We start from the raw sequence: 13,498 nt of genomic DNA on the forward strand, positions 1-13,498 counted from the left end.
GGGGGCGGCGGTGGGCCCCGAGGGCGTCCGCGGGCGGGGGCCGGGGGGGGGGGCGGGTGCGGCCGTTGCGGGCCGCTGAGCGACGGGAGTCTGCCAGCGGACCGGAACGGCGCGCGTGACGGGCGCGGAAGGCACGGCGGGCACGGCCGGCGGACGCGCCGGCGCGGCTCCCGGCAGGCTCCGCTGTACGGCGGCGGAGGCGGACGCGGACGGGGAGACGGAGGCGGACGCGGCGGCCGGGCCGGCCTCGCTCCCGGCTGCCGGCTCGGCGGTCACGGTACGCAGTTCCAGCGGGCGGTCGCCGATCAGCGGGGCGACCGGCTCCGGCGCGGGCTCGGGCTCGGGCTCGGGTGCCGGCTGGGGTGCCGCGGGCGGTGGCGCGACCGGGGAGACCTCGTCGTGCCCGGGCAGCGCGGGCTCCTCTCGTACGGGAGGGGCGACGGACCCCGGGGCCTCGCGCTGCGCCGTCGGCGGAAGCCCCGGCAGCGGCGCCCCGAGGCCGGGCGTACGGCGCGGGGGCGCGGCCGACGGGAGGGCCCGCTGGACGGCCGGCGGCGCGGCCGGGGGCACGGCCGGCTCGGACGGCGGCTCCGGGACGCCGAGCAGGGGCTGCTCGCCGACCAACGGACGTACGGAGGAGTCCGGTTCGGCGTGGGCCACGGTGGGCGGGGTGGCCGGGTCGGTCGGGGCCGAGGCGGAGGCCGCCGAGGGCGGCGGGGTGGGCTCCTGGGCGCGTACGGAGGGGACCTCGGCGGCCCGCTGCACGGCGGGCTCGCCGCCGGAGCGCCCGACTTCCGGGCGCCCGACCTTGGGGTGCTCGACCGAGGGGCTTTCGACTCCCGGGTGTTCGGCGGCGGGGGCGGGCGCCGACGCGACGGGCGGGCCCACGTCGGGCAGCGCCGCGTCGGGCAGCCCCGCCGGCCCGGCCGGAGGCGCGGCAGCCGTCGGCGTGTCCCCGAGTAGTGGCACCGCCGGCATCCGCACCGGGAACTCGGTCACCGACCGCTGGACGGCGGCCGCCGCCGGGGCGGTGACTCCGCCGACGAGGCCGCTCGGCGCCTCCGCGCTGACGAGGTGGCCCAGGGGCGAGGTGAGGGCGGTCGGGCGGCGGGTGGGCAGCCCGCGCTCGAAGGCGGACGGGTCGGTGACGAGAGACGGAGCGCTCAAGGTGCGCTGGAGGGGCGGGAGTTCGGCGAGGTCGAACCGGTCGGACCGGTCGGCCCCGTCGGTCCCGCCGAGCCGGTCGGACCGGTCGGGGCCGCCCGGGTCCGCCCCGCGGCTCGCGGGCGCAGCGGCCCCCGCGGCGGGCACGGCGCCCCTTCCGCCGCGCAGCCAGGACAGCAGTCCCATCTTCCCGTCCCTCCCCGTCATCCTCCGTCGAGGCGGGCCACGTGGGCGACGAACCTCTGACGTTCCGCGTGCTCCAGGTCGAGGAGCTGATCCAGTGGCCAGTGGAAGTGGTAGGCGAGGTACGCGACCTCCTCGTACAGCTGGTCGGCCGCGTACGTCACGATTCCCCCAGGCGGCCACCGGCGAGGTCCACCGCGAACTCCTCCTGGCAGGACGGACAGGTGACGGCGGCCCGGGTGTGGCCCTCGGCGTTGATGCGCCGGTAGAAGTCCTGGAGGAAGGCGAGGTCCGAGGCGAACAGGTCCTCGACGACCCCGGGGTGGATGTCGTCGACGGTGCCGATGCGCGTGACGACGCGGGAGATCAGGACCACCGACAGGTACGCGGAGTTCTCCCGCACCCGGTCGTCCCGCAGCGGCACCAGCTCGTCGCGGGCGGTCGCCAGGCGCATCACCCCGTCGCGGTGGACGGTGCCCTGCTCGTCGACGTACCCGCGCGGCAGCCGGAACGGGAACTCGGTCCGCAGCCCGCCCCCGCCCCCGTCGCCGGAGCGGTCGGAGTGGTGGGAGCGGTCGGAGTGGCCGGAGCGGTCGGAGTGGCCGGAGCGGTCGGAGTGCGGCGGCGCGGCCGCCGCCGTGCGCCGCATCAGTCGACTTCCATGCTCTCGTAGGTGATCACCAGTTTCTCCGTGAGGACGGAGGTGTCACCGGCCTTGAGGGTGCCGATCTCCAGCGACTTGGGCCAGGCGTTGATCAGCTTGTAGCGCTTGATCGGCAGGCCCTCGTAGTCGTAGACGATGATGGCGCCGTTGCGGCGCGCGTTGACCATGCGGCCGAACCGCGAGTCCTTGATCCACCGCTCGAAGCTGTTGTCCTCGGTGAGACCGCGGCTGACCGTGACCTCGCCGGCCTTGGGACGGCCGGGCAGCTTCTTGATGGCGTACTTGCCGTCCGCGGTGTTCTGCTTGAGTTCGATGACGTCCTGTTCCATCTTCAGACCGCTGACCTCGGTGATCTGCTTGATGATGACGCTGTCGAACTCCAGGCCGAAGGAGTGTCCGACGGAACTGTCGAGATCGGGCAGGGGCACGAGCTACTCCTCACTCGTCGACGGCACCGGTGCCGCTGGTCAGCTGGGACAGGCGGAAGACCACGAACTCGGCCGGGCGGACCGGCGCGACGCCGATCTCGCAGACCACGTGGCCCGCGTCGACGCTCTCCGGAGGATTCGTCTCGCGGTCGCACTTCACGTAGAAGGCCTCGTCGGGGGTGAGGCCGAACAGGGCGCCCCGGCGCCACTCGTTGACCAGGAAGGCGGCGACCGTACGGCGGATCCGCGCCCAGAGCGCGTCGTCGTTCGGCTCGAAGACCACCCACTGGGTGCCGGCGAGGATCGACTCCTCCAGGTAGTTGAAGAGGCGCCGGACGTTGAGGTAGCGCCAGGCCGGGTCGGAGGCGAGGGTGCGGGCGCCCCACACCCGGATGCCGCGGCCGGGGAAGGCACGGATGCAGTTGACCCCGATCGGGTTGAGCCGGTCGTGCTCGCCCTTGGTCAGCTGGGTCTGCAGCGCGACGGCGCCGCGGACGACCTCGTTGGCGGGGGCCTTGTGCACCCCGCGCTGGTCGTCGTTGCGGGCCCAGATGCCGGCGACGTGGCCGCTCGGCGGGACGAGGGAGATCCGGCCCGAGGACGGGTCGGCGACACCGATCCACGGGTAGTAGAGCGTCGCGTACTTGGAGTCGTAGCCCGCCCGCTCCGCACGCCAGTCCCGGACCTCCTGCGGACTGAGCCCGGGCGGCGGATCGAGCACGGCGACCCGGTCGCCCATCAGCTCGCAGTGCGTGATGACCGCCTGCTGGACGGCGATCACGCCGTCGAGGTCGAGGAGCCCGCGCTCGTACGCGCTCATCAGGTCGGGCACGGCCACGGTCGTGATGTCCTCCACGGCCTCCAGGCCGCCGAGCCCGGAGCGGCGGTCGGCGTCGCCGACGTACACCTCGGGGCTGAGGGCGGCCGTCCCGGGCGCCGGCGACGCGGCCGGCGGCGCGGGGGCCAGCGTGGCGGTCTGCGGCTCGGGGCGGGCGGGCGCGGCGCCGGTGCCGGTCTCCGTGATCTCGATGAGGGCGGAGGCGGTGTTGACGCGGGTGGCGACGTTCTCCTTGCTGCGCTTGGTGGTGACGGAGGGGTACTCCTCGGCCACCTTGCCGTCCCGCCTCACGATCAGCCGGAAGGCGTCGGAGGGCGGATCGTCGCCCTCGACGTCGGCGACCTCGACCGTGAGGGTGCCGGTGACACCGGGGCGGGCGACGACGGAGTACGCGCCGATGGCGGTGGGCGCGGCGGCCTTCCCGCCGCTCTCGCCGCTTTCGGCCGGGGTGGCCCCGTCGTCGATCCGTACGACGTAGCAGACCCCGCCCCCGTTGGCGAAGAAGCCGTAGACGGAGGCGGCGAGGTACGTCCCCTCGACGAAGTCGCCGAAGCGGCTCACGAACTGGCTCCAGTTCGTGATCAGGGTCGGCTCGTCGAACGGGCCCTTCTCGGCGAAGCCGACGAAGGCGGCGACCGAGGTGCCCACTCCTTCGATCGGCCGGGAGCCGGACTCGACCTCTTCGACGTACACGCCGGGGGACAGATACGACGGCATTCGGTGCTCTCTCTCCTCGACGTCACTCCTCGACCGGGGAACCGCTCCCGTTGAACCGGGCCATTCTCGCGAGGCCGCCGACCACCGGGAACGGATGATCGGCCGCCCTCCTGGGCACCGCGAACTGCCCGATGGGGCACCGGAGTCGGGGTCGTACGGGACCCCCGGCGCCCTCCGTACGAGGGCGGGCCGGCGGGCAGCCTGGCCGGACGGCAACGGCGCGGCCCACGGCGACGGCGCGGCCCACGGCGACGGCGGGGCCCACGGCGACGGCGGGGCCCACGGCGACGGCGGGGCCCACGGCGACGGCGGGGCCCACGGCGACGGCGGGGCCCACGGCGACGGCGCGGCCCACGGCGACGGCGGGGCCGCGGCGACGGCGCCGCCACGGCTACGGCGACGGCGCGGCCACGGGCACGGCGCGGCCACGGTCGCGGGCTACGGCTACCGGGAGGGGACGGATGAAGGAGGTCCCGGAGAAGAAGCCGCCCGGGCGGACGCCCGCACCGTCCCCGTCTCCCATGGGTCCCACGGCCCCCACGGGTCCCACCGCCGGCCTGTCCCCGCACAGCGTGCAGCGCCTGCAGGGCGCGGCGGGCAACGCGGCGGTGGCCCGCCTCGTCGCGCAGCGCTACACGGCCCCTGTGAAGACACCGCCGTCGGCGGCCCCGGGCTTCCGCCGTGTCGGCGCGGACGTGGCGGCGAAGAAGCGCACGCTGGCCGCCCACGCCCCCGCCACAGCGGAGTCGAAGTCCGCGCAGGACGCGGCGGTGGCGCCGCCGGACGACAAGGAGGCGCAGGGCAAGGCGGCGAACGCGGAGAAGATGAACGCGGCGAAGCCGGGTGAGTTCGACAAGGCCGCGTTCATCGCGGCGGTCGACAAGGCGATCGAGGCGCAGGCGCCGAAGAACCTCGACGAGGCGGACAAGTTCTCGAAGTCGGGCAAGGCCGACAAGGTGAAGGACGAGGTCGACGGGAAGGTCACCGACGGCAGGAACACCTCGGCCAAGGACATCGAGACGACGACGAAGGCGCCGCCGGACACGTCGGCGGCGAAGGACAAGCCGGTCACCCCGCTCACCCCCGACCGCCCGCCCGCCAACCCGGGCGCTCCCTCCGCCTCCGACGCGGTCCCGGCGAAGCAGCCGGCGGCGGTGACGGACTTCTCCGAGGGCCCGGAGGCGAACGACAAGGCTCTGGCGGACGCCGAGGTCACGGAGGAGCAGCTGGCCAAGGGCAACGAGCCGGAGTTCAACGAGGCCCTGAAAGCGAAGAAGACGGCGGAGACGGACTCGGCGAAGGCCCCGGGAAAGGCGCATACAGCCGAGGACCAGCAGCTGGCGACGGCGAAGGCGGGTGCGGCGGCCGCGGGCGCGCAGGCGATGAACGCCCTCACCGCCACCCGTGCGGCTGCCGGCAAGGCGGTCGACGGCGGCAAGGGCGAGACGAAGTCGAAGGACGAGCGGAAGCGGGCCGAGGTCACGGCGAAGCTGCAGAAGGTCTTCGACGCGACGAAGAAGGACGTCGAGGCGACGCTGGAGGGCCTCGACAAGAAGGTGGACACGGCCTTCACGACCGGTGAGAAGTCCGCTCGGGACGCCTTCACCGCGGACCACAAGGCCCGCATGAAGAAGTACAAGGACAAGCGCTACGGGGGCTTCTTCGGCAAGGCGCGGTGGGTGAAGGACAAGTTCGCGGGCATGCCGCAGGAGGCGAACGACCTTTACCAGGAGTCGCGGAAGCTGTACGTGGCGCGGATGCGCACGGTGATCTCCTCCGTGGCGGACCTGATAGGCACGGAACTGGGCCGGGCGAAGACGAGAATCGCCCAGGGCAGGGCGGACCTGAAGGCGGAGGTGGACAAACTCCCCGCGGACTTGCGGCAGTTCGGCGAGGAGGCGGCAAAGGACTTCGCGGGAAAGTTCGAGGACCTGGAAGCGAGCGTCAACGAGAAATCGGAGCAGCTGGTCCAGGACCTGGCGCAGAAGTACACGGCGGCACTGAACGCCGTGGACGAGGAGATCAAGAAGCTCCAGGAGGCCAACAAGGGTCTGATCGACAAGGCGAAGGACGCGATCGTAGGCGTCATCAAAACGATCAACGAACTGAAGAACCTCCTCCTGGGCATCCTGGCGAAGGCCGCCTCGGCCATCATGAAGATCATCAAGGACCCGATCGGCTTCCTGGGAAACCTGGTGAAGGCGGTAGGCGCAGGCCTGAACCTCTTCGTCGCGAACATCGCCGACCACCTCAAAAAGGGCCTGGTCTCCTGGCTCCTGGGCACGGCCGTCAAGGCGGGCCTGGACCTCCCGCAACGCTTCGACCTGCGCGGCATCATCACCCTGATCGCCTCCCTCCTGGGCCTGACCTGGGACAACATCCGCGCCCGCATCACCCGCAAGGGCGTCCCCGACGAGGCCATGTCGGCCGTCGAGTCCTCGGTCCCGGTGGCCCAGTCCCTGGCGAGGGAGGGCCCGGCCGGCGCGATGAAAGAAATCGAGGCGGAAGCCGGCGACCTGAAGTCGACCATCCTCTCCAAGCTCACCGAATACCTGATCCCCACGGTCATCATCGCGGGCATCACCTGGATCGTCTCCCTCCTCAACCCCGCCTCGGCCTTCGTCCGCGCGGTCAAGGGCATCATCGACATCGTCACCTTCGTGGTGAACCAGGGCGCCCAGATCGCGGCCTTCGTCAACTCCGTCCTGGACGCGGTCATAGAAATAGCCAACGGTGGCGCAGCCGGCGTCCCGAAAATGGTCGAGGGCGCCCTGGCCGCGAGCGTCCCCCTCCTCATCGGCTTCCTGGCGTCCTTGCTGGGCATCGGCAACCTGGCGAACAAGGTGAAGTCGGTCTTCCAGGCGGTGTCACGCCCGGTGAACCGGGCGATCGACAAGGTGGTCGACTTCATCGTGCGGAAGGGCAAGGCTCTCTGGCAGAAGCTGCGCCCGAAGCCCGGTGAAAGGCCGAAGGGCGGAGACAGTCGAAGTCTGAAGGAGCAGCGCTTCCCTGCCCCCAAGAAGAGCTTCGACATGCGGGGAGGCGAGCGTCACCACGTCCTCTTCGACGGGACCTCGCCGAAGGCGGAGCTCGTGGTGCACAGCCATCCGGAGAAGCTGGAGACCTTCCTCGAACGATGGGAGGCCGAATCAGCGGGGCCGGGCTCGGCCGCAGATAGGAGTGAGGGGGAGGCGCTCAGCGGGGCGCGTCGTGAGCGAGACGCTGTGCGCAACCTGCACACGGCGTTCCACGCACAACCGCTGCACTCGCAGGGAAGGCAGCAGAATTACGAGGAGCTCCTCGCTGGGCTGTCGCGACTCGCCGGGTACCTTCGTCAACGATCTGACCTTCCGATTCCGCCTCCGGTACTCCCGCCCTTCGTTTCCGGGATCCGAGCCCAGAACTTCACCGCGCATTACATCGACAAGGACATTCCGCATGGAAGTGAGGCGGGAAGCTACGACGGGGCATCCCTTTGGGGATGGTTCGACGGAGTCAATCCGATGAACCTGAATGGCCGTCCGGAGAACCGGACGGCCTGGGTCAAGATGCACCTGCTGCCGTACGACCTGGGCGGTGACGCCAAAGACTCGAACCTCGTTCCGGCGCGAAGCCTCCTCAATAACCCCACCTTCTCCTCGGGTGTTGAGAAGCCCGCGCGGCAGGCACTAGACGCCGCGACCGAACGGATCATCTGGTATCGCGTCACGGTGAAGTTCGACCACCCCGGACTCCCCGGATTCCCGAGTTATATCAAGTCGGAATGGGCAGGGTATGAGGCGCGCGGAGGTCACTGGAAGGAGAAGGATCCGGACGTATCGAAGCAGCAGATTCTGGACGCGCACCCCAAACCCCCGGCAGCGGACGAACATACGAAGCTTCAGATCAATGAGCGGGGTGTGGGTGCAGGGACGATCGTCAATGTCGTCGGCGGGTCGGTCGACAGAGGATTCGCCGAGCTGATATTGCGAATTCGGCGGAGTGGCGGCGATTTCGTCGACATCGACGATCTCGATGCGCGCCTCACCGCGTATAAGAACAGCCGGACGACAGGCCGTCCCATCGTGAACTTCGACCAGAAGCAGGACGATGTGATCGCGGCGCAAGGAAAGATCGATTTTGATCCGAGAGGATGACCGTGGACGTTCCGACCACGTACGAGCAGAAGCACCTGCTGGCCATCGCCGAGGTGAAAGGCTGCGCGCGGTTGCGTGTGCTCGCAGAGGAGCGGGGGGCGATCAGCGCAGCAGTCGAAAATGCAGCCGATGCCTTCGCCAGGATCGAGCGGAGAAAGGGGATCCGCCTCGACCCGGAGCTGCAGAGGTGCTTTCTACGGTACTCGGATCTGGGACTCTACTGGCGAGGGGATGGTCCGTACGGCGACATTGCCGGAGAGTTTTATCTCCCGAGGTTGACCAAGGCCCTGCTGGGAGGGCCGTCCGAATCGATCGCGGCCACGAATCCAGAAGAGGCGGAGCTCTATGCGCAGCTACGCGTCATCGACTACCACCCGCACGGTGGAACCGGTACCTTCTCCGCCCTTCGGGTCGCGACGGAAGGTACTTCCTCGGAAATCTGGTATTACGATATGAATCGAGGCATCTTTCCGCTCGACATTGACTACTGCACCTACCTCGATCAGGTTCTCGTGACGCGCGGATTCTACGGATGGCAGTACCTGTTCGCCGACGTCTCCTTCAGGGCGCGGGAGTTCGCGGCCATTGCCGTGACGGCGAGGAAGAGTATCGACCTTCTGTCGGCACTGTTTCCCGATGCCGCTTACGAACCTCTGGAGTCGAGGCTGGCGCAGCGGCTCAACCGGTGACCAGCAACCCCGCATACGCCCCGAACTCCGAAGCCAACGTCAGCCGCCCCAGCTTCTGGTACTCCCGCTGCACCGCATGAATCAGCATCGGCATCGTCAACGGCCCCCCCGCCTCCGCCGCCAGATACGCCGCCGTCACCGCGATCGAGCGGATGTTGCCGCCTGACAGCTCGAAGGCCTCCGCGCAGAAGTCCAGGTCCAGATCCGTCGCGCGGGGGAGGTGGGGGCCGAGGGTGCGGTCCCAGAGGAGGAGGCGCTGGGGCGTGTCCGGGACCGGGAAGTCGATGATCAGGTCCAGGCGGCGGGTGAAGGCGTCGTCCAGGTTCGCGCGGAGGTTGGTGGCGAGGATCGCGAGGCCGTCGAAGGACTCCATGCGTTGGAGGAGGTACGCCGACTCCACGTTCGCGTAGCGGTCGTGCGCGTCCTTCACGTCCGAGCGCTTGCCGAACACCGCGTCCGCCTCGTCGAAGAGGAGGACGCCGTTCACGCCTGCCGCTTCCGTGAAGATGCGTTCGAGGTTCTTCTCCGTCTCGCCGACGTACTTGTCGATGACCGTCGCCAGGTCCACCGTGTACAGGTCCAGCCCCAGGTCCGCCGCGATCACCTCCGCCGACATCGTCTTGCCCGTTCCCGAGTCGCCGGCGAACAACGCGGCGACCCCTCGGCCCCGGCCGCCGCCCGGCCGCATCGACCACGTGCCGAGGACGTGGTCGCGGTGGCGGGCCCGGGCCGTCAGCTCGCGGAGTTGGGCCTCCGTGTCCGGCGGCAGGACCAGGTCGGACCAGCCGACCGTCGGCTCTATGCGGCGCGCCAGGCGGTCCAGGCCCGCCGCGTTCTGCGCGCGGGCCCCCTGCCGTACGTGGTCCGCATCGACCGGCCTCGACTCCAGCCGCGCCTTCTGCACCGCCGCCCGCGCCGCCCGCACGATTTGCTCCGGCGTGAGGAGGAAGGGGGACAGGAGGCCGGACACATCCAGGTGGTCCACCCGCTCTGCCGCGCTTCTGCGCCACAGCTCCGCCCGCGCCTCCGGCTCCACCCTCGGCGCCCGCACCAGCAGCGGCGGGGCCGCCGACCACGCCGCGTCCCACGGCACCCGGCCCACCAGCGCCACCGGCACCGGCAGGTCCGCGACCGCCCGCAGCAGCGACGCCCGTTCCCGCGCCACCGCGTCCACCGGCGCGCACACCAGCCCGGCGCCCGTCAGTCGCGCCTCCCGCAGCAGGCAACGCACCGCCTCCGCCGGCGCCGGGTCCTCCGCCAGCCGCGCCAGGTCGACGCCCAGGACCGCCCGCCCCGCCGCCTCCAGCGCCGACGCCGCCAGGGCCGTACCCGCGCCCCCCTGGTCCTCCTGGAGATACATCAGGCTCGGGCCCTCCGACAGGAAGCGGGCCAGGGCAGCCGGGTCGCCCACCCCCCGGATCCCCGTCCCCTCCCACGGCGCCCGTACGTCCACCAACCGCGGATCCGGCGTGTCGTCGCCGAGCAGGTACGCCGTCACCCGGTCCGGCACCCGCAGCGAGCGCCCCAGGAAGGGGCGGTCCCGGTCCTCGACCAGCAGCAGCCCGCCCTCCCGCAACGACGCCCGCTCCCCGAGCCGCGCCCTCGCCTCCCGGTCCGCGTGCGACCGCCCGCACAGGCCGAGCGCGAGCCCGATCGACGGCCTCCGCCGGGTCACGTCGTCGTTGAGATAGCCGTAGAACGCCTCGAAGCGGTCGTCCAGATCCGGCAGCAACGCCACCAGAAGGATCTCCACATCCAGCGGGGTCAGGTCGAAGTCCCGCCGCAGGGAGCCGAGTCGGCTGGAACCGGGCGCCTGGTCCAACGGGAGCGGGCGCGGAAAGGCGACCCGGCCCTCCAGCAGCCGCTCCACCGCCTCCTCCGTCAGGTACAGGCCGCGGAACGCGTCGTCCGGATCCGGGTCCACCTCCCGCCGCGCCTCCACCGCGCGCCGGATCCTCAGCTCCATGTCTCGTGCCAGGGACAGGAGTTCGGCCGTCATGTGGCCGGCCCCTCGCCGAACCGGACCTCCAGGCCCTCCTCGCTCACCGGCGGTCCCGCGACATAGCGCGGCGACGCCGTCACCGGCACGCTGACCACCAGGTCGAGCGACGGCTTCAGCTCGCCGCCCAGCGCGCTCCACACGTCCGCGAACGACCGGTCCTCCGGCGGCGGCAGCGCGATCGACATCGGTACGGCCGCCCCGATCTCCGCGAGGCTGCCCGTGAGGCGGGCCGGCGGCAGGGCCTCGTAGCGAAGCAGACAGCCCAACAGGGAGGACAGGAGCCGGTGTTCGTCCTCCGGGCGCTTCGTCCAGGCCGTGATCAGGTAGGAGAGCTTGAAGTAGCGCGGGGGGCGGCGGCGGGCGACGACCACGCCGCGTTCGTCGTACTCGTTGTGCAGCCCGCGCTCACGGCGCCGCATGTCCTCCCGGATGTCGTACAGGTACAGATTCACCATCGGCGCGTTCACCTTCGCCGCCCACTCGCGCGTGGGCGCGTCGAAGACCACCGCCACCTGCCCGCCCTCCAGGACCTCCGCCCGGATGAGCGACCGCAGCACGTCGTCCACCTCGTGGATCACCGGATCGCCGTCCCCTACCCTCGGCCCGCGAAGTCCGGCGGCTGCAGTGCCCGCTGGACCACCAGCACCGGCTGCTCCACGCGTTCGAGTCGCGCCGCCTCCGCGCGCAGCAGCCGCGGACCGAGCCGGTCCTTGCGCAGGACGAGCACCTGCGTCTCGAAGCGGCCGTCGCGGCCCGCCGTCAGCGGGGCGGTGTCGGCCGTCAGGCCCGTCGACCAGACGAGGCGCACCGGCTCGCCGGGCGGGAAGTCCAGGCCCCGCACGATCACCGGCTCGCCCGGCCGCAGCACCTGCGGCGTGACCTCCAGGCGCGGCTGGAGCACCCGCAGCGGCGCCGTGGCCGTGTTGTCGGACGGGTCCAGGTCGGTCGGGAAGCCGCGTACGTTCACCCGTACGGTGCCGGTCACCGCGTCCGCGTACGTCGCGGTCTGGGTCACCACCACCCGGCCGCCGGGCGGGAGGGAGCAGGGCGCGGCGGTCGTGCAGCGGTCGGTACGGGAGAGGGCCCGGCCCGGCGCGTCGGGCCAGGTCGCGGCGGCGAAGACGTTCTGCGCCACGTCGGGGCCGGCGTTGGTGAGGGTGTAGCGGGCGACGACCGCCCGGCCCGTGTACGACCGGGCGGGGGAGAGGGAGATCGACACCGCCACGTCGGCGGACGGCGGCACCGGCGGCGGCAGGACGCGGAAGACCGCCGTGTCCGTCCCTGTGTTGCCGGCCCCGTCGGTGGCGGTGCAGGTCACGGTGGTGGTGCCCACGGGGAACACGGACCCCGAGGCCGGGCTGCAACTCGGCGTCAGCGGGCCGTCCTTGGCGTCCTCCGCGGTCGCCGTGTACTCGATCCGCGTTCCGGAGTCGTCGACCGCCCGCGCGGTCCGGTCGTCGACCGTCACGACCGGCGCGGACACGTCGTTGACCGTGATCGAGATCCGCTGCCGGTACGCCGGGTCGTCGGCCGCCGCCGGACCGATCCCCGGGCCGTCCGGCGCCCGCGTACCGAGCAGGAACTGCACGGTGCAGGTCAGGGTGGCGCCCTGCGGAGCGTCCGCGGCGACGGCGATCGTCTCCGCGAAGGCGGCGGTCTCGCCGCTCGTGACGTCGCGCGTGGGTGGGTCCAGCGTCACTGTCAGCCCGGGATCGCAGGCGTCCAGGCGGTAGCCGACCCGGGTGGGCAGATTGCTCAGGCCCTGAACGATGGCCTCGGACACCCGGTCCGGGTTGATCCCCGAGAGCTTGCGGCCGCCGGTGGCTTCGATGATGCGGGTGGCCTGGCCCGGGGTGGTGGGCGGGTTCTCCTTGTACGTGGGGTCGCCGGCGTCGCCGTTGCCGTCCATCCCGTCGCCGACGTTGGTGTCCACTTCGACGCCCACGACCCGGGCGTTCTTGTCCTGCAGGGCGAAGATCGTGTCCTCGATGCTGTGGCCGTTGCTGGGGGCATGGCTGGAGGCGTCGCTGACGACGACCACGACCGGACTGGAGTTCTCCCGGAAGACGGTCTGGCCGTCCGCCCCGTTTCCGATCTGCCAGAGACCGTTGATCCAGTCTTCGGACGGGCCCATGCTGCCGTAGCCGAGGCTGGTGCCGAGCGCGTTGACGCCGCGCTGCAGCCGGTCGTCGTCCTGAGTGAGTTCGGCCTTGACGCTGAAACCGGCGCCGGGATCCACCTGCTGGTCACCGAAGGTCGCCACCGCGAACCGCGCGTCCGACTGCGCCGCCCGCACATTCTTGATGATGTCCTTCAGACCCCGGCGTACGTCGGTGATGACATCGCGCATGCTCCCCGTCCCGTCCACCAGCAGCACCACCTCCGGCCGCGGCGGCACGGCCGGGGTGAGGACCCGCTTGTCGACGCCGGTCGACGCGCCCGGATCCAGCGCCTGCGACACGCTCGCCGGCGTCACCGGCTCCACCGGGACCGGCACCGCCGACGCGGATGTCGACGCCGGTACGACCCCTGCGGCGATCAGCAGCAGCGCGAGCGCGGCACGGGCGGACGCGCGACGGCCGGATCGGCGGGGCGCCGACAGCGGCTCCGTACGCCCGGACGACTGGAACCAGCGCACGGCACAACCCCCTCGGCCTCACGTCGTTCGACGGGCCGA

9 protein-coding genes and 1 pseudogene are annotated in these 13,498 nt (G+C 71.6%); 2 read left to right on the top strand and 8 right to left on the bottom strand.

Going from position 1 to position 13,498, the window contains the following annotated elements:
- The 5 genes from ACIGXE_RS20095 to ACIGXE_RS20115 form a co-directional block, all read right to left on the bottom strand.
- On the bottom strand, positions 1-1,350 hold a 1,350-nt coding region (locus ACIGXE_RS20095; RefSeq protein ID WP_399749167.1), incomplete at its 3' end, for a hypothetical protein.
- A 17-nt stretch (positions 1,351-1,367) separates the two neighbouring features.
- Positions 1,368-1,511, bottom strand: coding sequence for a DUF6760 family protein (locus ACIGXE_RS20100; protein ID WP_365343551.1), 144 nt, complete (start codon positions 1,509-1,511; stop codon positions 1,368-1,370).
- On the bottom strand, positions 1,508-1,996 hold the full coding sequence (locus ACIGXE_RS20105) for a hypothetical protein (protein WP_399749169.1): 489 nt from the start codon (positions 1,994-1,996) through the stop codon (positions 1,508-1,510). Before ACIGXE_RS20105 ends, ACIGXE_RS20100 begins: the two co-directional genes overlap by 4 nt.
- The gene (locus ACIGXE_RS20110; RefSeq protein ID WP_399749171.1) at positions 1,996-2,439 is read right to left on the bottom strand and encodes a phage tail protein; all 444 of its coding nucleotides are present in this window, start codon (positions 2,437-2,439) and stop codon (positions 1,996-1,998) included. The genes ACIGXE_RS20105 and ACIGXE_RS20110 overlap by 1 nt, the downstream gene beginning before the upstream one ends.
- A 10-nt stretch (positions 2,440-2,449) precedes the next feature.
- Positions 2,450-3,994: a phage tail sheath family protein gene (locus tag ACIGXE_RS20115; RefSeq protein WP_399749173.1), complete on the bottom strand. Its 1,545-nt coding sequence runs from the start codon at positions 3,992-3,994 to the stop codon at positions 2,450-2,452.
- A 608-nt stretch (positions 3,995-4,602) separates the two neighbouring features.
- Between ACIGXE_RS20115 and ACIGXE_RS20120 the strand changes: the two genes are divergently transcribed.
- Positions 4,603-8,130, top strand: coding sequence for a hypothetical protein (locus ACIGXE_RS20120; RefSeq protein WP_399749175.1), 3,528 nt, complete (start codon positions 4,603-4,605; stop codon positions 8,128-8,130).
- A gap of 2 nt (positions 8,131-8,132) precedes the next feature.
- Entirely contained in the window at positions 8,133-8,819 is a 687-nt protein-coding gene (locus tag ACIGXE_RS20125; protein ID WP_399749176.1) for a hypothetical protein, read from the top strand.
- On the opposite strand, the gene ACIGXE_RS20130 is transcribed toward ACIGXE_RS20125, so the two are convergent.
- The 3 genes and pseudogenes from ACIGXE_RS20130 to ACIGXE_RS20140 all read right to left on the bottom strand — a co-directional run bounded on the left by ACIGXE_RS20130 (position 8,809) and on the right by ACIGXE_RS20140 (position 13,459).
- Positions 8,809-10,818, bottom strand: coding sequence for an ATP-binding protein (locus ACIGXE_RS20130; protein ID WP_399749178.1), 2,010 nt, complete (start codon positions 10,816-10,818; stop codon positions 8,809-8,811). The two genes, ACIGXE_RS20125 and ACIGXE_RS20130, sit on opposite strands and share 11 nt — an antisense overlap.
- Before the next feature lie 5 nt (positions 10,819-10,823).
- A pseudogene (locus tag ACIGXE_RS20135) lies at positions 10,824-11,399 on the bottom strand (DUF4255 domain-containing protein); the annotation flags it as partial.
- 14 nt (positions 11,400-11,413) lie between these two features.
- Entirely contained in the window at positions 11,414-13,459 is a 2,046-nt protein-coding gene (locus tag ACIGXE_RS20140) for a VWA domain-containing protein (RefSeq protein WP_399749179.1), read from the bottom strand.
- Between the last annotated feature and the right edge of the window lie 39 nt (positions 13,460-13,498).

It is taken from the genome of Streptomyces sp. NPDC053431 (assembly GCF_044544925.1).
Lineage (GTDB): Bacteria > Actinomycetota > Actinomycetes > Streptomycetales > Streptomycetaceae > Streptomyces.

What these genes read in the sequence shown, in the direction of transcription:
- ACIGXE_RS20105 (WP_399749169.1), bottom strand. Translation starts at nt 1,996, where the DNA reads ATGCGGCGCACGGCGGCGGCCGCGCCGCCGCACTCCGACCGCTCCGGC.
- ACIGXE_RS20115 (WP_399749173.1), bottom strand. Translation starts at nt 3,994, where the DNA reads ATGCCGTCGTATCTGTCCCCCGGCGTGTACGTCGAAGAGGTCGAGTCC.
- ACIGXE_RS20130 (WP_399749178.1), bottom strand. Translation starts at nt 10,818, where the DNA reads ATGACGGCCGAACTCCTGTCCCTGGCACGAGACATGGAGCTGAGGATC.